General features: G+C 65.2%; 20 protein-coding genes. 9 read left to right on the top strand and 11 right to left on the bottom strand.

The window, feature by feature from the left end; all coding sequences use genetic code 11:
* Window positions 1–322: 322 nt before the first annotated feature.
* From IG194_RS14725 to IG194_RS14690, 8 genes are all read right to left on the bottom strand, one after another.
* Window positions 323–1,195, bottom strand: coding sequence for an ABC transporter permease subunit (locus IG194_RS14725; protein ID WP_009613985.1), 873 nt, complete (start codon window positions 1,193–1,195; stop codon window positions 323–325).
* Entirely contained in the window at window positions 1,192–2,073 is an 882-nt protein-coding gene (locus IG194_RS14720) for an ABC transporter permease subunit (protein WP_173427895.1), read from the bottom strand. The genes IG194_RS14725 and IG194_RS14720 overlap by 4 nt, the downstream gene beginning before the upstream one ends.
* Window positions 2,074–2,099: 26 nt before the next feature.
* On the bottom strand, window positions 2,100–3,254 hold the full coding sequence (locus tag IG194_RS14715) for an ABC transporter ATP-binding protein (protein ID WP_009613989.1): 1,155 nt from the start codon (window positions 3,252–3,254) through the stop codon (window positions 2,100–2,102).
* A 59-nt stretch (window positions 3,255–3,313) separates the two neighbouring features.
* Window positions 3,314–4,387 (bottom strand): polyamine ABC transporter substrate-binding protein, encoded by a 1,074-nt coding sequence (locus tag IG194_RS14710; RefSeq protein WP_178132450.1) that lies wholly within the window; start codon window positions 4,385–4,387, stop codon window positions 3,314–3,316.
* A 245-nt stretch (window positions 4,388–4,632) separates the two neighbouring features.
* Window positions 4,633–5,733 (bottom strand): polyamine ABC transporter substrate-binding protein, encoded by a 1,101-nt coding sequence (locus IG194_RS14705; RefSeq protein ID WP_009613994.1) that lies wholly within the window; start codon window positions 5,731–5,733, stop codon window positions 4,633–4,635.
* A gap of 116 nt (window positions 5,734–5,849) precedes the next feature.
* Complete coding sequence (locus tag IG194_RS14700; RefSeq protein WP_009613995.1) at window positions 5,850–7,214, bottom strand: aspartate aminotransferase family protein; 1,365 nt, start codon at window positions 7,212–7,214, stop codon at window positions 5,850–5,852.
* A gap of 62 nt (window positions 7,215–7,276) precedes the next feature.
* Entirely contained in the window at window positions 7,277–8,635 is a 1,359-nt protein-coding gene (locus tag IG194_RS14695) for a glutamine synthetase family protein (protein ID WP_009613996.1), read from the bottom strand.
* Between the two features lie 42 nt (window positions 8,636–8,677).
* Window positions 8,678–9,430, bottom strand: coding sequence for a gamma-glutamyl-gamma-aminobutyrate hydrolase family protein (locus tag IG194_RS14690; protein ID WP_058488068.1), 753 nt, complete (start codon window positions 9,428–9,430; stop codon window positions 8,678–8,680).
* Between the two features lie 277 nt (window positions 9,431–9,707).
* Here IG194_RS14690 and IG194_RS14685 point away from each other — a divergent pair, with 277 nt between their 5' ends.
* The 5 genes from IG194_RS14685 to aguA all read left to right on the top strand — a co-directional run bounded on the left by IG194_RS14685 (window position 9,708) and on the right by aguA (window position 15,359).
* A complete protein-coding gene (locus tag IG194_RS14685; protein WP_009613998.1) occupies window positions 9,708–11,084 on the top strand; it encodes a glutamine synthetase family protein in 1,377 nt (458 codons plus the stop codon).
* Window positions 11,085–11,247: 163 nt separating this feature from the next.
* Complete coding sequence (locus IG194_RS14680; RefSeq protein WP_058488067.1) at window positions 11,248–12,306, top strand: polyamine ABC transporter substrate-binding protein; 1,059 nt, start codon at window positions 11,248–11,250, stop codon at window positions 12,304–12,306.
* 91 nt (window positions 12,307–12,397) lie between these two features.
* Window positions 12,398–13,030, top strand: coding sequence for a TetR/AcrR family transcriptional regulator (locus tag IG194_RS14675; protein WP_009614000.1), 633 nt, complete (start codon window positions 12,398–12,400; stop codon window positions 13,028–13,030).
* 278 nt (window positions 13,031–13,308) lie between these two features.
* Window positions 13,309–14,190: an N-carbamoylputrescine amidase gene (gene aguB / locus IG194_RS14670; RefSeq protein WP_058488066.1), complete on the top strand. Its 882-nt coding sequence runs from the start codon at window positions 13,309–13,311 to the stop codon at window positions 14,188–14,190.
* Window positions 14,191–14,255: 65 nt separating this feature from the next.
* Window positions 14,256–15,359, top strand: a complete 1,104-nt coding sequence (gene aguA / locus IG194_RS14665) for an agmatine deiminase (protein ID WP_058488065.1) — start codon at window positions 14,256–14,258, stop codon at window positions 15,357–15,359.
* A gap of 275 nt (window positions 15,360–15,634) precedes the next feature.
* Here the strand turns inward: aguA and IG194_RS14660 are convergent, their stop codons facing one another.
* The 3 genes from IG194_RS14660 to desA form a co-directional block, all read right to left on the bottom strand.
* Window positions 15,635–16,999, bottom strand: coding sequence for an OprD family porin (locus IG194_RS14660; protein ID WP_009614008.1), 1,365 nt, complete (start codon window positions 16,997–16,999; stop codon window positions 15,635–15,637).
* Window positions 17,000–17,600: 601 nt separating this feature from the next.
* A complete protein-coding gene (locus tag IG194_RS14655) occupies window positions 17,601–18,572 on the bottom strand; it encodes a GGDEF domain-containing protein (protein WP_043268210.1) in 972 nt (323 codons plus the stop codon).
* Between the two features lie 126 nt (window positions 18,573–18,698).
* Complete coding sequence (desA, locus tag IG194_RS14650; RefSeq protein ID WP_009614012.1) at window positions 18,699–19,880, bottom strand: delta-9 fatty acid desaturase DesA; 1,182 nt, start codon at window positions 19,878–19,880, stop codon at window positions 18,699–18,701.
* Between the two features lie 159 nt (window positions 19,881–20,039).
* Between desA and IG194_RS14645 the strand changes: the two genes are divergently transcribed.
* The 4 genes from IG194_RS14645 (at window position 20,040) to cysT (ending at window position 24,632) form a co-directional block, all read left to right on the top strand.
* A complete protein-coding gene (locus IG194_RS14645) occupies window positions 20,040–22,316 on the top strand; it encodes a putative bifunctional diguanylate cyclase/phosphodiesterase (protein ID WP_058488064.1) in 2,277 nt (758 codons plus the stop codon).
* A 129-nt stretch (window positions 22,317–22,445) separates the two neighbouring features.
* Window positions 22,446–22,628 carry a sulfur starvation response protein OscA gene (gene oscA / locus IG194_RS14640; RefSeq protein WP_009614015.1) on the top strand — a complete coding sequence of 61 codons (183 nt, stop codon included), beginning with the start codon at window positions 22,446–22,448 and terminating at the stop codon, window positions 22,626–22,628.
* Window positions 22,629–22,715: 87 nt separating this feature from the next.
* The gene (locus tag IG194_RS14635) at window positions 22,716–23,714 is read left to right on the top strand and encodes a sulfate ABC transporter substrate-binding protein (protein ID WP_058488063.1); all 999 of its coding nucleotides are present in this window, start codon (window positions 22,716–22,718) and stop codon (window positions 23,712–23,714) included.
* Between the two features lie 99 nt (window positions 23,715–23,813).
* Window positions 23,814–24,632 (top strand): sulfate ABC transporter permease subunit CysT, encoded by an 819-nt coding sequence (gene cysT / locus IG194_RS14630; protein ID WP_043317422.1) that lies wholly within the window; start codon window positions 23,814–23,816, stop codon window positions 24,630–24,632.
* Window positions 24,633–24,640: the final 8 nt, after the last annotated feature.

The following is a 24,640-nucleotide window of genomic DNA, read 5'->3' as shown; positions in this document are numbered from 1 at the left end:
CGCGTTATTCCCCCTAGGGATAACTATTGGGGTGTTGTATTGGGCGCCACCTCCCGCCTGGGTGCTGTGGAAAGCACTGGCAAATTGCCCGGGATCACGGAGGCCGACCAAGCTGCGGGGAATAGCCGGCAACCGCCAACGGACACACTGAATAGTAGTTGGCAAATGCAGGGAAGTTGCGGCGATTAGCTGTCAGATTCTTCTGAGAAGACCGACTCTTCTTGCCCTTCGGCATATGTCCGTCTCCCCCAAAAACATGGGCCACCCGAAGGTGGCCCATGGTTTTCGCAGGCACCGGCTGCAGCCGGCCGACAAGACGACCTCAGACGGTGGCCGGCGAACCTTTCTGCCAGTCGGTGGCCGTGGCTTCCATGGCCTCCTGGACGGCACGCTTGCGGCGCTCCTCGGCCTGGCGGGTGAAGTACCAGGCGAAGAAGGTGAACAGCGAGACGGTCAGCAGGATCAGGCTGGCCACCGCGTTGATCTCCGGCTTCACGCCCAGGCGCACGGCGGAGAACACTTCCATCGGCAGGGTGGTGGAGCCGGGGCCGGAGACGAAGCTGGCCAGCACCAGGTCGTCCAGCGACAGGGCGAAGGACATCATGCCGCCGGCCGCCAGCGAAGGCGCGATCATCGGGATGGTGATCAGCAGGAACACTTTCCAGGGCTTGGCGCCCAGGTCCATGGCCGCTTCCTCGATGGACAGGTCCAGCTCGCGCAGGCGCGCCGACACCACAACCGCCACGTAGGACGAGCAGAAGCTGGTGTGGGCGATCCAGATGGTGACGATGCCGCGCTCCTGCGGCCAGCCGATCAGCTGGGCCATGGCCACGAACAGCAGCAGCAGCGACAGACCGGTGATCACCTCGGGCATGACCAGCGGCGCGGTAACCATGCCGCCGAACAGCGTGCGGCCGCGGAAACGCGGGATGCGCGTCAGCACGAAGGCCGCCAGGGTGCCCAGGATCACCGAGGAGACCGCCGTGTACACGGCGATTTCCAGGGAGCGGAACACCGAACTGATCAGCTGGGTGTTGTCCAGCAGGCCGACGTACCACTTCACCGACCAGCCGCCCCACACGGTCACCAGCTTGGAGCCGTTGAACGAGTAGATGACCAGGATGACCATCGGCACGTAGATGAACAGCAGGCCGAGGACAAGCATGATGTTGGAGAAGGACCAACGCTTGTTCATACCTTGCCCTCCAGTTCTTTGGCTTGGTTCTTGTTGAACAGGATGATGGGCACGATGAGGATCGCCAGCATGACCACCGCCAGGGCGGACGCCACCGGCCAGTCACGGTTGTTGAAGAACTCCTGCCACAGCACCTTGCCGATCATCAGCGTCTCGGGGCCGCCGAGCAGTTCCGGGATGACGAATTCGCCCACTGCCGGGATGAACACCAGCATGCAGCCGGCGATGATGCCGTTCTTCGACAGCGGCACGGTGATCTTCCAGAAGCTGGTGAAGTTGCGCGCGCCCAGGTCGGAGGCGGCCTCCAGCAGGCTCATGTCGTGCTTCACCAGGTTGGCGTACAGCGGCATCACCATGAACGGCAGGTACGAGTAGACGATACCGATGTACACCGCCAGGTTGGTGTTGAGGATGGTCAGCGGTTCGTTGATCACCCCCAGCCACATCAGGAAGCCGTTGAGCAGGCCGTTGTTGGAGAGGATGCCCATCCAGGCGTACACGCGGATCAGGATCGCCGTCCAGGTCGGCATCATGATCAGCAGCAGCAGCACGGTCTGCATTTCCTTGCTGGCGCGGGCGATGGCGTAGGCCATCGGGTAGCCGATCAGCAGGCACAGGAAGGTGCTGATCGCCGCCATCTTCAGCGAGCCCAGGTAGGCGTCGATGTAGAGCGGGTCGTCCGTCAGCATCAGGTAGTTGCCGAGGTTCAGCACCAGTTGCAGGGTCTGGTCGGCGTACTGGAACACTTCGGTGTACGGCGGGATGGCCACGTCCGCTGCCGCCAGGCTGATCTTCAGCACGATGGCGAAGGGCAGCAGGAAGAACAGGAACAGCCAGATGAACGGCACACCGATCACGGCGTGCCGGCCACGCGGCAGGCGCTTCATGAGCGATTTGCTGATGTTCATGATTGCAGCACCACACCGCTGTCGTCGTACCAGCTGATGTACACCGGCTGGTCCCAGGTCGGGCGCGCCACGTGGCGCTCGGCGTTGGCCATGAAGGCCTGGACGATCATCCCCGAGGCCAGCTTGATGTAGTACACCGAGTGGCCGCCCAGGTAGGCGATGTCGTAGACGGTGCCCTGGGCCCAGTTGAAGCCTTCGTGCTCGAGGTTTTCCGGCTTCTGCGCGCTGACCATGACCTTCTCCGGACGCAGCGCGTAGGTGATGCGCTTGTCTTCGGCGCGGGTGCTGATGCCGTGGCCGATGTAGATCGGGTTTTCCAGCTGCGGGCAGGCGATCACCGCGTGGTCCTGCAGGTCCTCGACCAGTTGGCCGTCGAACATGTTGACGTTGCCGATGAACTCGCAGATCAGGCGGCTGGCCGGGGTCTCGTAGATGTCCATCGGGCTGCCGATCTGCTCGATGCAGCCCAGGTGCATGATGGCGATGCGCTGGGCCATGGTCATGGCCTCTTCCTGGTCGTGGGTCACCATCACGCAGGTCACGCCCACGCGCTCGATGATCTCCACCAGTTCCAGCTGCATCTGCGAGCGCAGCTTCTTGTCCAGGGCGCCCATGGGCTCGTCGAGCAGCAGCAGCTTCGGCCGCTTGGCCAGCGAACGGGCCAGGGCCACGCGCTGGCGCTGGCCGCCGGAGAGCTGGTGCGGCTTGCGCTTGGCGTACTGGGTCATCTGCACCAGCTTGAGCATTTCCTCGACGATCTTGTCGATCTCGGCCTTGGGCAGGCCGTCCTGCTTCAGGCCGAAGGCGATGTTCTGCGCAACCGACATGTGCGGGAACAGCGCGTAGGACTGGAACATCATGTTGATCGGCCGCTCGTAGGGCGGCAGGTCGGTGATGTCCTGGCCATCCAGGAAGATGCGACCTTCGGTCGGCCGCTCGAAGCCGGCCAGCATGCGCAACAGGGTGGATTTACCGGAACCGGAACCGCCGAGCAATGCGAAGATTTCGCCCTTCTTGATGGTCAGGGAAACACTGTCCACCGCAAGGGTTTCGTCGAACTGCTTGGTGACCCGGTCGATTTTTACCAACACCTCTTTGGGCTGCTGGTCGCCCGCGAGGGCTTTCTTGTAGGCACCGGAGGCTATAGCCATTTACCACAACTCCCAACTTTTGGACGCCCGGCCCCCGCGGCCGGGCGTACTTGGATTGCTTACTTACCGGACTTGATCTTGGTCCAGGAACGGGTCATGAGGCGCAGGATCTTCGGCGGCAGCTCGTGCTGCACGAAGAGCTTGTCGAGTACTTCCTGAGGCGGGTAGACCTCGGGATTGTCGCGCACGGACTCATCCATGAATTCGCCAGCCTTGGGGTTCGGGTTGGCGTAACCGACGTAATCGCTGACCTTGGCGATCACCTCGGGCTTGAGCAGGTAGTTGATGAAGGCGTGGGCCTCCTTCGGGTTCGACGCATCCTTCGGGATGGCGAGGATGTCGAACCACAGGTTGGCGCCTTCCTTCGGAATCGCATAGGCGATGTTCACACCCTTGCCGGCTTCCTTGGCGCGGTTGGCGGCCTGGAACACGTCGCCGGAGAACCCGGCGGCGACGCAGATGTTGCCGTTGGCCAGGTCCGAGATGTACTTGGAGGAATGGAAGTAGGTGACGTAGGGGCGAACCGCCATCAGCTTGGCCTCGGCCTTCTCGTAGTCGGCCGGGTTGGTGCTGTTGGGGTCCAGGCCCAGGTATTTGAGCACGGCCGGCATCATTTCGTCGCCCGAATCGAGGAAGGCGACGCCGCACTGGCTGAGCTTCTTCATGTTCTCGGGCTCGAAGAGCACGGCCCAGGAGTCGATCTTGTCGACACCGAGCACGGCCTTGACCTTGTCGACGTTGTAGCCGATGCCGTTGGTGCCCCACAGGTAGGGCACGCCGTAGAGGTTGCCCGGGTCGTTGGCCTCGAGTTGTTTCATCAGGTGCGGGTCGAGGTTCTTCCAGTTCGGCAGCTGGCTCTTGTCCAGCTTCTGGAAGGCGCCGGCTTTGATCTGGCGGCCGAGGAAGTGGTTGGACGGCACCACGATGTCGTAGCCGGTGCGGCCGGCCAGCAGCTTGCCCTCGAGGGTTTCGTTGGAGTCGAAGACGTCGTACACCGGCTTGATGCCGGTTTCCTTCTCGAAATCGGCCAGAGTGGTCTCGCCGATGTAGTCGCTCCAGTTGTACACGTGGACGGTCGGCTCGGCCTGCGCAACGGCGGCGCCCAGGCCCAGGGTCGAGATGGCGGCGATCAGGGTTTTGCGGAAGGGAATGCGCACACGTCGGTCCTCTCTGTTGTCATGAAGCTTCTTTGTGTTGGCGTTTACAGCTTGTCCGGGCCTTCCGTGGCGCGCGCGAGCGCTTCTGCAGCCCTAGCTGCAACCAACGGCCATCCCACTGCAGATGATCCGTGCCTGCAGAGCGGTGGCGGGCCTGCGACCGCGCCGCCACCACCCTGCGCCCTGCCCGGCCGTTCGGGACGAACGACCGGGCCGGGGCGTCACTTGCCGGACTTGATGGTGGTCCAGCTGCGGGTCATCAGGCGCTGGGTCTTCGCCGGCAGGTCCGGGAAGGCGTACAGCTTCTTCATGACCGCATCGCTCGGGTAGATGCCCGGGTCGTTACGGATTTCCTCGTTCACCAGCGGAGTGGCCGCGGAGTTGGCGTTGGGGTAGGAAACGGTATCGGAGATTTCCGCGATCACCTTCGGCTCGAGCAGGAAGTTGATCCACTTCAGGGCGCCTTCGGGGTTCTCGGCGTCCTTCGGAATGGCCACGGTGTCGAAGAAGGCGCCGGCGCCTTCCTTCGGAATGTGGTAGGCCACCTTCACGTTGTTCTTGGCTTCCACGGCGCGGGACTTGGCCTGGTAGATGTCGCCGGAGTAGCCGATGGCGACGCAGATGTTGCCGTTGGCCAGGTCCGAGATGTACTTGGAGGAGTGGAAGTAGGTGATGTACGGACGGATCTTCAGGAACAGCTCTTCGGCAGCCTTGATTTCCTTGGGATCCTGGCTGTCCGGCTTGTAGCCCAGGTAGTGCAGGGCCGCCGGGATCATCTCGGTGGGCGAGTCGAGGAAGCTCACGCCGCACTGTTTCAGCTTCTGGATGTTCTCGGGCTTGAACACCAGGTCCCAGGAATCCACCGGGGCGCCGTCGCCCAGGGCGGCCTTGACCTTGTCCGGGTTGTAGCCGATGCCGATGGTGCCCCACATGTAGGGGATGGCGAACTTGTTGCCCGGGTCGCTGACCTCGAGGGTCTTCATGATGTCCGGGTTCAGGTTCTTCCAGTTCGGCAGCTTGTCGCGGTCCAGCGGCTGGTAGACGCCGGCCTTGATCTGCTTGGCGAGGAAGGAGTTCGAGGGAACCACCACGTCGTAGCCCGACTTGCCGGCCAGCAGCTTGGCCTCCAGCACTTCGTTGCTGTCGTAGACGTCGTAGACGACCTTGATGCCGGTGGCCTTGGTGAACTCGTCGACCGTGTTCGGGGCGATGTAGTCGGACCAGTTGTAAACGTGCAGTACCTTGTCATCGGCCTGTGCCATACCGGCCACAGCGCCCGCCAGAGTCACGGCGAGCAGGGTCTTGCCGAAGGTTTTGAACATGCGGGTAGCTCCAATTGTTTTTGATGTTCCGGGTGGCGTCGGCGGCTTTCCGCCTTCACCACCCGGTGAGCCTGGCCAACGCACAGGCGCAGTCTGTCAAAGGTCCGGTGAAAGACTCAAGACAGCGCTACGGCGGCGGTTTGATCGAGGCACTTGCGCGCCAGGGTGATCAACTCGTCGATCTCCGGCTTGGTGATGACCAGCGGCGGCGAAATAATCATAGTGTCTCCCACCGCGCGCATGATCAGGCCGTTGCGGAAGCAGTGCTCGCGGCACAGCATCCCCACGCCGTTCTCGAAGCGCTCGCGGGTCTTCTTGTTCTTCACCAGCTCCAGCGCGCCGACCATGCCGACGCCGCGGGCCTCGCCCACCAGCGGGTGGTCGGCCAGTTCCTGCCAGCGTTTCTGCAAGTAGGGTGCCGTTTCCGCCTTCACGGTCTCGACGATCTTCTCCTCGCGCAGGATGCGGATGTTCTCCAGGGCCACTGCCGCGGCCACCGGGTGACCAGAGTAAGTGAAGCCGTGGTAGAACTCGCCACCCTCATTCAGGGTATCGACGATCTCGTCGCGGACTATTACGCCGCCCATGGGGATGTAGCCGGAAGTCAGGCCCTTGGCGATCGGCATCAGGTCCGGGGCGTTGCCGTAGTACTGGCTGCCGAACCATTCGCCGGTACGGCCGAAGCCGCAGATGACTTCGTCGGCGATGAACAGGATTTCGTACTTGGCGAGGATTTCGCGGATCTTCGGCCAGTAGGTGTCCGGCGGAACGATCACGCCGCCGGCGCCCTGGATCGGCTCGGCGATGAAGGCGGCGACGTTCTCCTCGCCGACTTCGAGAATCTTCTTCTCCAGCTGCTCGGCGGCCCAGACGCCGAACTCTTCCGCCGACATGTCGCCGCCCTCGCCGTACCAGTACGGCTGGGCGATGTGCACGATGCCCGGGATCGGCAGGTCGCCCTGGCTGTGCAGGGCCTTCATGCCGCCGAGGCTGACGCCGGCGACGGTGGAGCCGTGGTAGCCGTTCCAGCGGCCGATGACCACCTTCTTCTGCGGCTTGCCCTTGATCGACCAGTAGTGGCGGACCATGCGCAGCACGGTGTCGTTGGACTCCGAGCCGGAGCCGGTGAAGAACACGTGGTTCATGCCTTCGGGGGCGATGTCGGCGATGGCCTTGGCCAGTTCCAGCGCCGGCGGGTGCGCGGTCTGGAAGAACAGGTTGTAGTAGGGCAGCTCGAGCATCTGCTTGTAGGCGACCTCGGCGAGCTCCTTGCGACCATAGCCGACGTTCATGCACCACAGGCCGGCCATGCCATCGAGGATCTTGTTGCCCTCGCTGTCCCACAGGTACACGCCTTCGGCCTTGGTGATGATGCGCGCACCCTTCTCGTTCAGTTGCTTGTAGTCGGTGAACGGAGCCAGGTGGTGTTCGCGGCTGAGCGCCTGCCAGTGTTGGGTCTGGGCGCTGGTCTGTTTCGTCATTTTGGTAAAACCTCTCTGTAATGAACACGGGGCCCGGCCGGCAGGGCCGGGCCCCACGCCGATCAGACGGACAGCAGGAGGAACTCCCGCTCCCAGGAACTGATCACCCGCTTGAAGTTCTCGTGCTCGGCGCGTTTCACCGCGACGTAGCCGCGGATGAACTTGCTGCCCAGGTACTGTTCAAGGGTCTTGCTGCCTTCCATGGTTTCCAGTGCCGCCTCGATGGTCAGCGGCAGGCGCAGGTTACGTCGTTCGTAGCCGCGGCCCTTGACCTGGGCACTGGGTTTGATGCCTTCGACCATGCCGATGTAGCCGCACAGCAGGCTGGCGGCCAGGGCCAGGTAGGGGTTGGCGTCGGCGCCGGCCAGGCGGTTTTCCACGCGGCGGTTCTCCGGGTTGGAGTCCGGCACGCGCAGGCCCACGGTGCGGTTCTCCTCGCCCCACTCGACGTTCACCGGCGCCGAAGTGTCGGGCAGGAAGCGGCGGAACGAGTTGACGTTCGGGGCGAACAGCGGCAGGGCCTCGGGGATGAAGCGCTGCAGGCCGCCGACGTGGTGCAGGAACAGCTCGCTCATGGTGCCGTCGGCATTGGAGAAGATGTTCTTGCCGGTCTTGATGTCGACGATGCTCTGGTGCAGGTGCATGGCGCTGCCCGGCTCGCCGGTCATCGGCTTGGCCATGAAGGTCGCGGCCACGTTGTGCTTGAGCGCGGCCTCGCGCATGGTGCGCTTGAACACCAGGATCTGGTCGGCCAGGTCCAGGGCGTCGCCGTGACGGAAGTTGATTTCCATCTGCGCGGTGCCTTCCTCGTGGATCAGCGTGTCCAGGTCCAGGCCCTGGGCCTCGCACCAGTCGTACATGTCCTCGAACAGCGGGTCGAATTCGTTCGCCGCGTCGATGGAGAAGGACTGGCGGCCGGTTTCCTGGCGCCCGGAACGGCCCACGGGGGCCTGCAGCGGGTAGTCGGGGTCGTCGCTGCGCTTGGTCAGGTAGAACTCCATCTCCGGCGCCACGATCGGCTTCCAGCCCTTGTCGGCGTAGAGCTTGAGCACGCGCTTGAGAATGTTGCGCGGCGACAGCTCGATGGGGTTGCCGAGCTTGTCGTAGGTGTCGTGGATGACCATCGCGGTGGGCTCGATGGCCCAGGGAACGAGGAACACGGCATTCTCGTCCGGGCGGCAGACCATATCGATGTCGGCCGGGTCCAGCAGGTCGTAGTAGATGTCGTCCTCGACGTAATCACCGGTCACGGTCTGCAGGAGCACGGACTCCGGCAGGCGCATGCCCTTCTCGTTGAGGAACTTGTTGGTCGGCGCGATCTTGCCCCGGGCAATCCCGGTCAGGTCGGCGATCATGCATTCCACTTCGGTGATCTTGCGTTCCTTCAGCCAGCCGGTCAGCTGGTCTAGCTTGGTAGTCATAAAGACCTCAGGGTTTTGAGAGCCCGGCCCCAACCGCCGGACTCAACGTTGCCCCGCCCTCTTGCTGCAGGCTTTGCCGAATGCCTGGAAGATGGCGAGATAGTTGGGATTGGATCGGACCTGCCACTCCGGGTGCCACTGCACACCGAGGGCGAAGGCCCTGGCGCCTTCTACGGAGAAGGCCTCGACCAACCCGTCAGGCGCCAGTGCTTCTACGCGAAGGCCCGGCGCCAGACGTGCAACGCCTTGGCCATGAATGGAATTGACCTGGATCTGCGCCGGCAAGCCGATGCCGGCGAGAATGCCGCCCGGCTGCACGTCGACGACGTGGCGCGGGGCGTACTGCACCTCGACCGGCTGGTTGGCCGGCTCGCGGTGGTCCATGAAGCCTGGAGTTTCGTGCACCTTCTGGTGCAGCGTGCCGCCTAGAGCCACGTTGATCTCCTGGAACCCGCGGCAGATGCCGAGCAACGGCACGCCGGCGGCGATCGCAGCGCGAATGAGCGGCAGTGTAGTAGCGTCACGGGCGATGTCATGCAAAGTGCCTGCATCGCTCTCGGGACCACTATAATGATGGGGCTCGACGTTCGACGGTGATCCGCTGAACAGCAGCCCATCGAGGCTGGAGAGCAAGGTGTCCTGGTCAAGCGATTCGCCCAGGGCTGGAATGATCAGCGGTAGACCATTGGCCCCGGCCACCACGGCACTGACGTATTTGTCACCGACGGTATGGCTGGGTTTATGACCGACTTGCCTGACGCAGGCGGTCACGCCGATTAACGGCAGGCGAGACATGGGACACCCGTGCTTGTAAGTGTTATGGGTTGCGACCGAGCTTAGCGCTGTTCATTTTTTTACACAATAGTCCTGTAAAAAATTGCACACGCCTCTCTGAACATCCCATGGCAGCACGCTTTCACGGCCCCTGAGACAGGCCGAAATGCCCCAGGAATGGCCACCTTGCACCATCAGCGGGCAGGAAGTGGCGCTATTGACATCAACAGGCCTTTCGGATTGACTCACAGCCTAGCCCCCGCATGATTGATATTTTTAACAATAAAGGTGTTGCACCATGTCGGTACCCCCGAGTGCCGTTCCGCTCTCAGAAGCGACCGAGTTCCTCAAGGAACACCCCGAGGTCCAGTTCGTCGACCTCCTTATTGCAGATATGAATGGCGTGGTTCGCGGCAAGCGCATCGAGCGCAGCAACCTGCCGAAAGTCTACGAGAAAGGCATCAACCTCCCCGCCTCGCTGTTCGCCCTCGACATCACCGGCTCCACCGTTGAAAGCACCGGCCTGGGCCTGGATATCGGCGACGCCGACCGTGTCTGCTATCCCATCCCCAACACCATAGCCATGGAACCCTGGCAGAAGCGTCCGACCGCGCAACTGCTGATGACCATGCATGAAATGGAAGGCGAGCCGTTCTTCGCCGACCCTCGCGAGGTACTGCGCCAGGTCGTCCAGAAGTTCACCGACATGGGCCTGTCCATAGTCGCGGCCTTCGAGCTGGAGTTCTACCTGATCGACCAGGAGAACGTGAACGGCCGTCCGCAGCCGCCTCGTTCGCCGATCTCCGGCAAGCGCCCGCAATCGGTGCAGGTCTACTCCATCGACGACCTCGACGAGTACGCCGACTGCCTGCAGGACATCATCGACGGCGCCCGCGCCCAGGGCATCCCGGCCGACGCCATCGTCAAGGAGAGCGCCCCGGCGCAGTTCGAGGTCAACCTCCACCACGTCAACGACGCGCTCAAGGCCTGCGACTACGCGGTGCTGCTCAAGCGCCTGATCAAGAACGTGGCATACGACCATGAAATGGACTCGACCTTCATGGCCAAGCCCTACCCGGGCCAGGCCGGCAACGGTCTGCACGTCCACGTGTCGCTGCTGGACAAGGATGGCAAGAACATCTTCGCCAGCGAGGATCCCGAGCAGAACGCCGCGTTGCGTCACGCGATCGGCGGTGTGCTCGAGACCCTGCCCGCCTCCATGGCCTTCCTCTGCCCGAACGTCAACTCCTACCGCCGCTTCGGCTCGGCCTTCTTCGTGCCGAACGCGCCGAGCTGGGGCCTGGACAACCGCACCGTGGCGCTGCGCGTGCCCACCGGCGCGCCGGAAGCGGTGCGCCTGGAACACCGCGTCGCCGGTGCCGACGCCAACCCCTACCTGCTGCTGGCCGCGGTCCTCGCCGGCGTCCACCACGGCCTGGTCAACAAGGTCGAGCCGGGCGCGCCGATCGAAGGCAACGCCTACGATCAGTTGGAGCAGAGCCTGCCGAACAACCTGCGCGATGCCCTGCGCGAGCTGGACGACAGCGACGTGATGAACAAGTACATCAGCCCCGAGTACATCGACATCTTCGTCGCGTGCAAGGAACACGAGATGCAGGAGTTCGAGTATTCGATCTCCGACCTCGAGTACAACTGGTACCTGCACACCGTATAAGAAACACCCCAGGCGACGCCGGCCCCGCGCCGGCGTCCGTCTGACCGCCTTGCCCGCCGGGCGGGCGGCCCCGCCGCACCCTGTTCTGCCGCTCCACGCTGCAACCAAGCCCCGGGATGGCCGCCGGCCGTCCATGCTGTGCCTTGACATAGGGAGAATGCCAATGCCACGCCTGCTCGCCCCGCTGTTGCTGCTGCTCTGCCCGCTGTTCGTCCAGGCCGAGGACGTCATCCGCGTCTACAACTGGAACGACTACATCGCCCCGGAAGCGCTCAAGGACTTCGAGAAGGCCAGCGGCGTCCGCGTCGAGTACCACACCTACAGCACCGCCGAAGAACTCAAGCAGGCGCTGCGCTCCGGCGAGAAGATCGACGTCGCCGTCCCCTCCCACAACGACCTGCCGCAGCTGATCAAGGACAAGCTGATCCAGCCGCTGGACTTCACCCGCCTGCCCAACCGCAGCCACCTCGACCCGCAGCTGATGAGCAAGCTGGCCGCCGTCGACCCCGACAACCGCCACGCCGTGCCCTACCTGTGGGGCGCCGTGGGCCTGGCGGTGAACCAGCCGCAGGCCGAGAAGGCCCTGGGCGGGCCGGTGCCGGACAGCTGGAGCCTGCTGTTCGACCCACAATACAGCGCGCGCCTGAAGAGCTGCGGGCTGAGCCTGCTGGACGCGCCCGACGAGACCTTCTCGGTGCTGATGAACTACCAGGGGCGCAACTTCGCCCGCAGCGCGCCGACGCAGATCCGCCGCGCCGGCCAGGTGCTCCAGGCGCTGCGCCCGAACCTGCGCTACATCGACAGCGAGCGCTACATCCAGGACCTCAACGACGGCAAGCTGTGCGTGGCCATGGCCTGGGTCGGCGACGCCCTGCATGCGGCCCGCGCCGGGCAGCCGGTGCACTTCATGGTGCCGCAGGAGGGCTCGGTGCTGTTCATCGACAACCTGGTGGTGCCCAGCAGCGCCCAGCATCCAGACCTGGCCCTGCGCTTCATCGACTTCATGCTGCAGCCGAAGGTCGCCGCCCAGGTCACCGCCGCCACCCTCTACCCGAACGCCAACGTCGACGCCGCGGCCTTCCTCGACGCCGAGCTGCGCCAGCAGCCGGGCCTGTACCCGGACCAGGAGACCAAGCGCCGCCTGTTCGCCCTGGAAACCGCCCCGGAGAAGACCGCGCCGGTGTTCAAGGAAACCTGGGACAAGCTGCTGGCCGACCACTGACGGCCAGCGGCGCGCCGCGCGCCAGGGGCCGCGAACTTGCTCCGGACGCATGAGCTGGCGTCCAATAGCCCGCTCATGCCCGGAGAACGCCATGCCCGCCCCCACCAGCTCCCGCAAGCCCCGCGCCAGCAGCCAGGCGCGCATCGCCAGCATCCTCGACGCCGCCCGCGCGCTGCTCGCCGAAGACGGCACCGCCGGCCTGTCGATCTACGCCGTGGCGGAGCGGGCGGACATACCGCCGTCCTCGGTCTACCACTTCTTCCCCAGCGTGCCGGCGCTGCTGCAGGCGCTGACCGGCGAGGTCCACGCCGCCTTCCGCGCCTGCCTGGCGGCGCCGGTGGACCACGACGCCCTGCGCGACTGGCGCGACCTCTCGCGGCTGGTGGAGGAGCGCATGCTCGCCGTCTACGCCGGCGACGCCGCGGCGCGCCAACTGATCCTCGCCAGCCACGGCCTGGCCGAGGTGACCCTCGCCGACCGCCAGCACGACATGGAGCTGGGCCGCTCCATGCAGGCCCTGTTCGACCACCACTTCCACCTGCCCGAACTGCCCCGGGACATCGAAGTGTTCAGCCTGGCCATGGAACTGGGCGACCGCGTCTACGCCCTCTCGGTGCAACGCCACGGGCGCATCGAACCGCGCCTGGCCGAGGAAGGGATGCGGGTGTTCGATGCCTATCTGTCGCTGTATCTGCCGCCCTTCCTACCTAAACGGCAGCTATAGGAAAACGGCAGCTGTAAGCGGCAAGCCTCAAGCTGCAAGCAAGAGCCGCTTTCGCTTGCGGCTTGAAGCTTATCGCCCGCAGCTTTAAGTCCGATATTTATCTGTCTTTTCATCGGATTCGATGCCGCGATAGAGAAATACCGCTTCAAAAGTCGATTTTTATCGGATATAAATCGCCCCAGCGCCGCGAAAGACGTCGACCTCACGCCTTCTCGCAGCACCCCACGGCCGCCGCCCAACCCGGAAGGCCGATAAGTATCCGAATAAAAAGGTGTTCCATGACCCGTACCGTCACCGTCGCCGCCACCCAGATGGCGTGCTCCTGGGATGTCCAGGCCAACATCGCCAACGCCGAGAAGCTGGTGCGCCAGGCGGCCGCCCAGGGCGCGCAGATCATCCTGATCCAGGAACTGTTCGAGACCCCCTACTTCTGCCAGAAGCCCAACGCCGACTACACCCAGCTGGCCACCCCGGTGGAAGAGAACCCGGCGATCCTGCACTTCCGGAAGGTCGCCGCCGAGCTGAAAGTCGTGCTGCCGATCAGCTTCTTCGAGCGCGCCGGCCGCGCGCGCTTCAACAGCATCGCCATCATCGATGCCGACGGCAGCAACCTGGGCGTCTACCGCAAGAGCCACATCCCCGACGGCCCCGGCTACCACGAGAAGTACTACTTCAACCCCGGCGACACCGGCTTCAAGGTCTGGGACACAGCCTACGCGCGCATCGGCGTCGGCATCTGCTGGGACCAGTGGTTCCCCGAGTGCGCCCGCAGCATGGCGCTGATGGGCGCCGAGGTGCTGTTCTACCCGACCGCCATCGGCAGCGAGCCGCACGACGCCAGCATCACCTCCCGCGACCACTGGCAGCGCGTGCAGCAGGGCCATGCCGGCGCCAACCTGATGCCGCTGGTGGCCTCCAACCGCATCGGCAAGGAAGCGCAGGACGGCTACGACATCACCTTCTACGGCTCCTCCTTCATCGCCGATCAATTCGGCAAGAAGGTCCAGGAACTGAACGAGACCGAGGAAGGCATCCTGCTGCACAGCTTCGATCTGGACGCCCTGGAGAAAGTCCGCACCGCCTGGGGTGTGTTCCGCGACCGCCGTCCGAACCTATACTGGCCGATCGCGACCCTCGACGGAGAGAACCTCTCCGAATGACCTCGCGCGGCGGGAGGCGATCCCTTCCGCCGCTTCGTCCGTAGCTGCCCGCATCTGGTGACCCCATGACCACTCTGACCAGTACCCCCCGCGCCGATGGCTTCCGCATGCCGGCGGAATGGGAACCCCACACCCAGACCTGGATGGTCTGGCCCGAGCGCCCGGACAACTGGCGCCTGGGCGGCAAGCCGGCGCAGGCCGCCTTCAGCGCCGTGGCCGAGGCCATCGCGCGCTTCGAGCCGGTCACCGTCTGCGTTTCCGCCGCGCAGTTCGAGAACGCCCGCGCGCGCCTGAGCGACGCCATCCGGGTGATCGAGATCAGCAACGACGACGCCTGGGTGCGCGACACCGGGCCGACCTTCGTGGTCGACGACCAGGGCGGCGTGCGCGGCGTGGACTGGACCTTCAACGCCTGGGGCGGCCTAGACGGCGGCCTGTACTTCCCCTGGCTGCGCGACGACCAGGTGGCGGCGAAGATCCTCCAGGTCGAGCGCTGCGATCGCTACCGCACCGAAGGCTTCGTGCTCGAGGGCGGCTCCATCCACGTGGATGGCGAAGGCACCCTGATCACCACCGAGGAATGCCTGCTCAACCGCAACCGCAACCCGCACCTGTCCCGCGAGGAGATCGAGCAGGTCCTGCGCGAGCACCTGGCGGTGGACAGCGTGATCTGGCTGCCGGACGGCCTGTACAACGACGAGACCAACGGCCACGTCGACAACTTCTGCTGCTACGTGCGCCCGGGCGAAGTGCTGCTGGCCTGGACCGACGACGCCAACGACCCCAACTACCCGCGCTGCCAGGCCGCCATGCGCGTGCTGGAACAGGTGCGCGACGCCAAGGGCCGCCAACTGGTGGTGCACAAGATGCCGATCCCCGGCCCGCTGCACGCCACCGAGGAAGAGTGCGCCGGCGTCGACCTGGTGGAAGGCAGCCAGGAGCGCGATCCGTCGATCCGCCTGGCCGGCTCCTACGTGAACTTCCTGATCGTCAACGGCGGCATCGTCGCGCCGAGCTTCGACGACCCGAAGGACGCCGAGGCCAAGGCCATCCTCCAGCGCGTGTTCCCCGAGCACGAAGTGGTGATGGTGCCGGGCCGGGAAATCCTCCTGGGCGGCGGCAACATCCACTGCATCACCCAGCAGCAACCGGCGCCGCAGAAGCGCTGAGCCGGTAGCTGCCAACGAAAAGGCCGTCTGCCCGCGAGGGGAGACGGCCTTTTTCGTCACGGCACACTTCGTAGGATGGGTTGGGCGAAGCGATACCCATCGCCATGCCCGACCGGGCGCTGGTGTTCCGGCCGGCGGCGTATAACCGCGAACGGTCATACGCCCTACGCCCCCACGCCATACCCATGTAGGAGCGCGCCCTGCGCGCGAAATCGCGGGCAGGGCCCGCTCCTACAGGTCACCTCTTCGGCGCGCTCCTACGGAAAGCCCCGGGCCTAGAACAGCGGCAGGGTATAGCTGACGATCAGGCGGTTCTCGTCCTGGTCGCGCTGGGCCGGGGTGGCGCCCTGGGCCGGCAGGCCGCTGCGCAGCGAGGCGTTCTTCCAGGTGAAGCCCAGGCCCTTGAAGGTGCCGTCCGGGATCACGTAGGCCAGGCTGATGTCGCGCTCCCACTCGCTCTGGTCGCCGCGGGCGGTGTCGATGTTGTCACCGCGCAGGTACAGGGCCTGGAAGGTCAGGCCCGGCAGGCCGGCCTGGGCGAAGTCGTAGCCGTAGCGGGCCTGCCAGGTACGCTCACCGGCGCGCAGGAACTTGCCGATCTGCACGTCGGTGATCAGGTAGGCGGTGGCGCCGTCGCCGTTGTTGATGAACGGGAAGTCGCTGTCGCCGCTGAGCTGCTGGTAGCCGACGCCGAAGCTGTGGCCGCTGACGATGTAGGTGAACAGGCCGCTGTAGGCCTTGTTGTCGACCTCGCCCTTGGTCACGCCGTTGCCGTAGTAGCCGGAGGTGTAGTAGCGCGAGTCGTGGCTGTTCTTGCCGTCGTCGCTGCTGTTGAAGTAGCGCAGGTCGGTCTTGAGCACGCCCGGGCCGATCGCCCAGTTGTGCTGCAGGCCGAGGAAGTGCTGTTTGTAGAAGTCCTGCAGGTTGCCGTAGTAGTACTGCAGCGTCAGGTCCTTGGTCAGCTTGTAGTCGACGCCGCCGTAGTAGAACTTGTTGACGAACTCGCCGGTGCGCGCGTTGTTGGCGCCGGCGATGGACAGGCCCTCGTTGTTGCTCGAACTGCGGCCCTTGGTGTGTTCCAGCTGGCCGCCGATCAGGGTCAGGTCCTTGAACTCGTTGGAGGTGATCTGGCCGCCCTCGAAGGTCTGCGGCAGCAGGCGGCCGTCGTTGTAGGTCACCACCGGCAGCTTGGGCAGCAGGGTGCCGTAGCGCAGTTCGGTGGAGGAAACCTTCACCTTGGCGGTCGCCCCCAGGTGCGAGAAGTCGTCCACCGCGCGGCCATCGCCATCGGTGGGGAACACGGTGCCCGAGAAGCTGGAGCTGGTCGGGTTGTAGTGGGTGCCCTTGCCGCTGTCCAGGCGCACGCCCAGCAGGCCCAGGGCATCGACGCCGAAGCCGACGGTGCCTTCGGTGAAGCCGGAGGTGTAGTTCAGCAGGAAGCCCTGGCCCCACTCCTCCTGCTTGCTCGGCTCGGCGGTGCCGTTGCGGTTGTCGCTGTTGATGTAGAAGTTGCGCAGGGTCAGGCTGGCCTTGCTGTCCTCGATGAAGCCGCCGGCGCTGGCCAGCGGAACATGGGCGCCAAGGGCAGCGGCCGCCACGGCCAACGCCAGGGTGGATTGCGTGATGTTACGACTCTTCATTGGTAATCCCCATTTATTGATCTTGTGTGAAGTCGGCAAAGCGCCAGGCGCCGCGTGGCGCGAATCCCACCGGACAGCCGCGCGGCCGGGCACGGCCCGGGCCTGCAGGCGAACGGCGGTCGTCAGATCGGTCGCCCCTGGGCGGGGTCTCTACGTGGGCAGGCAGGCAGGAAGGAACTTGCGGAAAGGCATGGCAGCGTCATGGTGAATGCTCGTGTCTTGTTCTTGTGGGCGAAGCCTGAGGCTTCACCCCGACATGGCAATCCGCGGGCCAATCGGCCCGGCACACCCCGACACGTGGATTGGCGCGGGTTGGCGTCCCGTAGCCTGGTCCTTCGCTGCGCGCTGGTCAGCGGAAATCCGCCACCTTTCCCGGCCTGGCTGGCGGTTTGTCGCCATGCTCGCCGGACTTCATTGCCTGGACCCTGCGGCCACGCTGGGGGCAACGATAAGCAATCGGAAATAAATCCAAAAAGAATTAATTATTAAAATGTAATTCCTTATTGGAATAAATAATGCGCCCGTATCCCCTCCCGGTCCATTTCCCGGAAGGGGTACGTGCAGGGCGCAAGAGAGGCAGCAACCCGGGCCGGGCCGCCGATCAGGCCTGTTCGATACGGTCCTTGCCGTTGCGCTTGGCCTGGTAGAGTGCGGCGTCGGCCCGGCCGTAGAGCGCCGAGAGGTTCTCGTCATGGGGTTGCAGCAGGGTCAGGCCCTGGCTGACGCTGATACCGAAGGTCTGCTCGTCTTCCTTGAAGCGCAGCCGCTGCACCTCGCGCTGCAGGCGCTCGCCGATCTGCCGGGCGGTCACCTGGTCGCAGCCGGGCAGCAGCACGGCGAACTCCTCGCCGCCGATGCGGCCGAACAGGTCGCCGCGGCGCAGCGCCCCGGAGGCGCACTGGGCCACGCGCTGCAGCACGCGGTCGCCGACCTGGTGGCCATAGCGGTCGTTGACCTTCTTGAAGTCGTCCACGTCCAGCAGCAGGAAGGCCAGGGCCGTGCCGGCCTGCTTGGATTCGTTGAAGGCCTGCTCGGCATTGTCGAAGAAGTAGCGGCGGTTGCTGCTCTGCGTCAGCACGTCGGTGGTGGCCAGGCGCTGCAGCTCGCTTTCCAGGTGTTTCTTGTCGGTGATGTCCTCGGCGATGCCGACCACCATCAGCGGCAGGCCCGCCTCGCTGTGCTGGCTGATGAAGCACTTGTCGCTGAGCCAGCGCACCTCGCCGTCGGCGCGCAGGATGCGGTACTCGCGCTGCTCCACGGCGCCGCGCTCGAGCACCTGCAGCAGGCTGCTGGCGGCGTAGTCGAGGTCGTCGGGGTAGATGGCGTTGAGCCATTCGTTGTAGTCGGCCAGCAGCAGGGCCGCCGAGCGGCCGAAGATGTGCTCGTAGGCGGGGCTGACGTAGACCATGCGCTGGGCCTGCCAGTCGAAGGCCCAGAGCACCGCATTGACGCTGGCCAGCAGGGCGCTGAAGAGTTGCTCGCGTTCTTTCAGGCGCTCCACCTCGGCGCGGCTGTGCAGCAATGCCAGCAGCGCTTCGTCGAGATCCTGCGGCGCCCTGTACCTATCGTCCATGTCTCAGCTTCCCACAACTAATCGAGAGGTCTATGACCGCAAAATTAGCTAAGCGCTCGACAAAAAAAGAAAAAGCCCGCCGAACGGCGGGCTTTTTGTGATGCACATCTCAGTTATCAGGCCAACTCAGACAGCCGGGCGCAGCGAGTAGGTCTTCAGCTGTTCGGCGAAGTCGCGCAGCGACTGGATGCCGCTGGCCTCGGCCTCCTGCACCCACTGCTTGATGGCGGCCAGCATGTCGTGGCCGTTGGCGCTGGTCTTCTGCCAGATCTGCTGCAGCGCCAGGCGCTTCTCGTAGATCACCTGCAACGCCTGGCTGTGCTGCAGCAGGCGCTCGATGCGCGCGTGGTGGCGTTCCTCCAGCAGGCTGGTCTCGCGCGAGAGCAGGCGCTTGCCGCGGCGGAACAGGTGCCGCACCGAGGCATCGGCCTTGGCCAGCTCCTGCTTGACCAGCGGGCCGATCACCAGCTTGCGGTACTGGGCCATGATCTGGAAGCGGTTGTTGAGGATGGCCATGGCGGTGTCCATGTCCAGGCTGCCCTTGCCTTCCACCCGGTGGGCGATCGGCGCCACCCGCGCCACCTTGGCCAGGCGCAGGAAGCAGAACAGCTTGATCCAGGCCCAGCCCAGGTCGAACTCCCACTTCTTCACCGACAGCTTGGCCGAGTTCGGGTAGGTGTGGTGGTTGTTGTGCAGCTCCTCGCCGCCAATGACGATGCCCCAGGGCACCAGGTTGGTGGCGGCGTCGCGGCACTCGAAGTTACGGTAGCCCACGGCGTGGCCCAGGCCGTTGATGACGCCGGCCGCCCAGAACGGGATCCAGGCCATCTGCACGGCCCACACGGTCAGGCCGAGGGCGCCGAACAGGGCCACGTCGATCAGCACCATCAGGGCGATGCCGCCCAGCGGGAAGCGGCCGTAGAGGTTGCGCTCCAGCCAGTCGTCCGGGCAGTTCTTGCCGTAGATGCGCAGGGTGTCGGCGTTCTTCGCTTCCTCGCGGTAGAGCTCGGCGCCCTTGCGCAGCACGGTGCCCAGGCCCTTGTACACGGGGCTGTGCGGGTCGTCTGCGGTCTCGCACTTGGCGTGGTGCTTGCGATGGATGGCGGTCCACTCGCGGGTGTTCATCCCGGTGGTCATCCACAGCCAGAAACGGAAGAAGTGTTGCAGCGCCGGATGCAGCTCGAGGGCGCGGTGGGCGGAATAGCGGTGAAGGTAGACCGTCACGCTGACGATGGTGATGTGGGTGAGCACCAGCGTGACCACGATCAGTTGCCACAGCGGCAGGTCAAGGAAACCGTTGTACCACATGAATGATAATGAACCTCGGAAATGGTCGGCAGCCCAGGCAAGGGCCAGCTCGCATTATCACCAAGCGCGGCGGGAAAACCATCCGGTCTTTTTGATATGAACCGGGGCCAATGGCCATCCACTATACTGCGCAGCCAATAACTCGCTCCCCTCGCGATAATGAATCCACGCCCGAGTGCCCTCCGCATCTGCCTGCTGTACCTGTTGTTCGCCTGCCTGTGGGGGTTGACCAGCGACCAGCTGTTGCGCCTGGCGGTGGGCGATGGCGACCTGCTGCCCTGGCTGGTGGCGAAAAAGTATCTTTTCTTTGCCATCAGCGCCGGCGTGCTGTTCCTGCTGCTGGCCCGGCAGTTCAGGTGGATGCGGCGCACCTTCGCCGCCCGCGAGCGCAGCGAACGGCGCTTCGAGCGGGCCCTGGACGCCCTGGACGACGGCCTCTGGGAATGGGATATCGAGCGCCACCGGGTGTTCTACTCGCCCGGCTACGCGCGGCTGCTCGGCCTGAGCGAGGAAGCGCTGGGCGACAGCTTCGCCACCTGGGAACAGCGGCTGCACCCGGACGACCGCGACAGCGTGCTGGCCCAGCACCGCGACCTGCTGCAGCGGCGCAGCCAGCGCCTGGAATGCACCTACCGCCTGCGCCACGCCGACGGCAACTACCGCTGGGTGCATGCCCGCGCGCGCCTGAGCGGCGGCCACGACGGCGTGCCGCTGCGCATGACCGGCGTCAGCCGCGACGTCACCGAGCAGCGCAAGGCCAACGACCACCTGCGCCAGGCCGCGGCGGTGTTCGAGGCGACCCAGGAAGGCCTGCTGGTGACCGACGACAAGGGCATGATCCTGCACGTCAACCCGTCGTTCCAGCGCATCACCGGCTACAGCGCCGACGAGGTGGTGGGGCGCAACCCCTCGATGCTCAAGTCCGGGCGCCAGGACGATGCCTTCTACCAGCGCATGTGGCAGGCCCTGAACGCCGAAGGCCTGTGGTGCGGGGAAATCTGGAACCGGCGCAAGAGCGGCGAGGTGTACCCGCAGTGGCAGCACATCTGCGCCGTGCATGACGAGCAGGGGCGCCTGACGCACTACGTCGCGGTGTTCTCCGACCTCAGCAGCATCAAGCGCTCGCAGCACGAGCTGGACTTCCTCGCCCACCACGACCCGCTCACCGGGCTGCCCAACCGCCTGCTGCTGCGCGAGCGCATCGAGCAGGCCCTGGCCCGCGCCGAGCGCGAACAGGGCAGCGGCGCCCTGCTGCTGCTCGACCTGGACCACTTCAAGCACGTCAACGACAGCCTCGGCCACAGCGCCGGCGACCAACTGGTCAAGACGGTGGCCGAGCGCCTGCGCGGCTGCCTCGACGAGCACGCCTCCCTGGCGCGCCTGGGCGGCGACGAGTTCGCCGTGGTCCTGGAGAGCCAGCAGCCGCACCATGCCAGCAGCCTCGCCCAGCGCCTGCTGGAGGCCATGCACGCGCCCTTCGAGGTGCAGGGCCAGCCGATCTACATCTCCGCCAGCATGGGCGTCAGCCTGTTCCCCGACGATGCCCGCGACGTCGACCACCTGCTGCGCCACGCCGATGCCGCGCTGTTCCAGGCCAAGGCCAGCGGGCGCAACCTGTACGCCTTCTACACCCCGGAGCTGACCGCCCGCGCGCGTTCCCACGTGCAGGTGGAAGCCGCCCTGCGCCAGGCGCTGGAGCACGACGAGCTGCGCGTGTACTACCAGCCGGTGCACGACCTGGCCAGCGGCCAGGTGGTCGGGGTGGAGTCGCTGGTGCGCTGGCAGCACCCACAGCGCGGCCTGGTGCCGCCCTGCGAATTCATCCCGGTGGCCGAGGAATGCGGGCTGATCGCCGCCATCGACGCCTGGGTGCTGGACCAGGCCTGCCGGCAGATGCGCCAGTGGCTGGACGAGGGCGCGGCGCTGGACTTCGTCGCGGTGAACCTGTCCAGCCGCCTGTTCGGCCGCGAGGGCCTGGAGCAGCGGGTGGCCCGCGCCCTGCAGGAAAGCGGCCTGCAGCCGCGGCACCTGGAGCTGGAAGTGACCGAGAGCGCCATCATGCAGAACATCGACCAGTCGGTGGCCCTGCTGCAGCGCCTGCGGGCGCTGGGTGTGCAACTGGCGATCGACGACTTCGGCACCGGCTATTCCTCGCTGATGCGCCTGAAACGCATGCCGGTGCAGAAGCTGAAGATCGACCAGGGCTTCGTCGCCGGCCTGCCCGGCGACGCCGAGGACGCCGCCATCGCCCGCGCCATCATCGCCCTGGCCCGCAGCATGGGCCTGAGCGTGGTGGCCGAGGGCATCGAGCGCCCGGACCAGGCGGCCTTCCTCCTCGACCACGCCTGTGACTTCGGCCAGGGCTACTGGTACGGCCACCCGCAGCCCGCCGCCGAGCTGCCCTGGGCCCGGGCGACGGCGCCCGACTCGATTTAAAACCTGGTGGAATATAAAAATTCTTAAATAGTATTTTTAAGAATATTCGACTCCTGCCTAAGATGCGCTCACAGAGCACGCACCGCCCGCCCGGGACGGTCCGGCGAAGCCCACCAAGGAGCCCAGATCATGAGCGCAACCCTCCGTAGCCTGGAAGGCCAGGACGAAGCCAACATCCTGCGTGAAGTGCAGAGCGCCCTGCGCGGTCTGCGTTTCGGCGCCGTCGAGATCACCGTGCACAACGGCCAGGTGGTGCAGATCGAGCGCAAGGAAAAGTTCCGCCTGCAGCAGCCCGCCAGCCGCCAGAGCTGATTCACGGCCTTTCCCAGGCCCGCGCAACGCCCCGATAAGAACACGCCAACAAGCACAACACTGAAGATTCGTATCCAGGAGCTGCACATGTCCATCCGCCGTTTCGCCCTGGCCGCCCTGGCCAGTGCTCTGATCGCCGGCCCTGCGGCCGCGGCCACCCAACTGCTGAACGTCTCCTACGACCCGACCCGCGAGCTGTACCAGGCCTACAACGCGGCCTTCATCAAGCACTGGAAGGCCCAGGGCGGCGACGACCTGACCGTGCAGCAATCCCACGGCGGCTCCGGCAAGCAGGCCCGCGCGGTCATCGACGGCCTGAAGGCCGACGTGGTGACCCTGGCCCTGGCCGGCGACATCGACGAACTGAACAAGCTCGGCAACCTGCTGCCGGCCGACTGGCAGGCGCGCCTGCCGGACAACAGCACCCCCTACACCTCGACCATCGTGTTCCTGGTGCGCAAGGGCAACCCCAAGGGCATCAAGGACTGGGGCGACCTGACCAAGCAGGGCGTGGAAGTCATCACCCCCAACCCGAAGACCTCCGGCGGCGCCCGCTGGAACTTCCTGGCCGCCTGGGCCTGGGCCAAGAAGCAGTACGGCAGTGACGACAAGGCCGAGACCTACGTCAAGGACCTGTACAAGCACGTACCGGTGCTGGACACCGGCGCCCGCGGCTCGACCATCACCTTCGTCAACAACAACATCGGCGACGTCCTGCTGGCCTGGGAGAACGAAGCCTTCCTGGCCAAGAAGGAACAGGGCGGCGAGAACTTCGAAATCGTCGTACCCTCGCTGTCCATCCTGGCCGAGCCGCCGGTGGCGGTGGTCGACAAGACCGTCGACAAGAAGGGCACCCGCAAGGTCGCCGAGGAATACCTGAAGTACCTGTATAGCGAGGAAGGCCAGCGCATCGCCGCGCAGAACTTCTACCGCCCGCGCAACGCCAAGGTCGCCGCCGAGTTCGCCAACCAGTTCCCGAAACTGGACCTGGTGACCATCGACAAGGACTTCGGCGGCTGGAAGGTCGCGCAGCCGAAGTTCTTCAACGACGGTGGCATCTTCGACAAAATCTACCAGGCGCAGTGAATACGGGCTGGAAGCTGGAAGCGCGAAGCTGGAAGTCGACCTCGGCACCGCTTTCAGCTTCAGGCTTCCAGCTTCCGGCTTTCAGCTAACGAGGTTTCAATGTCACGACGCATCTCCCCGGTCATACCCGGCTTCGGGCTGACTCTGGGCTACACCCTGGTGTATCTCAGCCTGTTGGTGCTGATTCCGCTGGGGGCCCTGTTCCTCAAGACCACCGAGCTCACCTGGGAACAGTTCTGGACCATCATCACCGCCCCGCGCGTGTTCGCCGCGCTCAAGCTGAGCTTCGGCACCGCGCTGATCGCCGCGCTGATCAACGGCGTGATCGGCACCCTGCTGGCCTGGGTGCTGGTGCGCTACCGGTTCCCCGGGCGCAAGGTCATCGACGCCATGATCGACCTGCCCTTCGCCCTGCCCACCGCCGTGGCCGGCATCGCCCTGACCGCGCTCTACGCCCCCAACGGCATGATCGGCCGCTTCGCCACCGAGCTGGGCTTCAAGATCGCCTACACCCCGCTGGGCATCACCCTGGCGCTGACCTTCGTGGTCCTGCCCTTCGTGGTGCGCACGGTGCAGCCGGTGCTGGCGGACATCCCCCGCGAGGTCGAGGAAGCCGCCGCCTGCCTGGGCGCCAAGCCGCTGCAGGTATTCCGCCACGTGCTGCTGCCGGCGCTGCTGCCGGCCTGGCTGACCGGCTTCGCCCTGGCCTTCGCCCGCGGCGTCGGCGAGTACGGCTCGGTGATCTTCATCGCCGGCAACATGCCGATGAAGACCGAGATCCTGCCGCTGCTGATCATGGTCAAGCTGGACCAGTACGACTACACCGGCGCCACCGCCATCGGCGTGCTGATGCTGGTGGTGGCCTTCGTCCTGCTGCTGCTGATCAACCTGCTGCAACGCCGCATCGAGACCCCGTAAGGAGCGCG

The sequence above is a fragment of the Pseudomonas sp. ADPe genome (assembly GCF_014843515.1).
In the GTDB taxonomy this organism is placed as follows: Bacteria; Pseudomonadota; Gammaproteobacteria; order Pseudomonadales; family Pseudomonadaceae; genus Pseudomonas; species Pseudomonas citronellolis.
The sequence above is the reverse complement of the archived record's forward strand: the minus strand, read 5'-3'. Positions and strand labels throughout refer to the sequence as shown.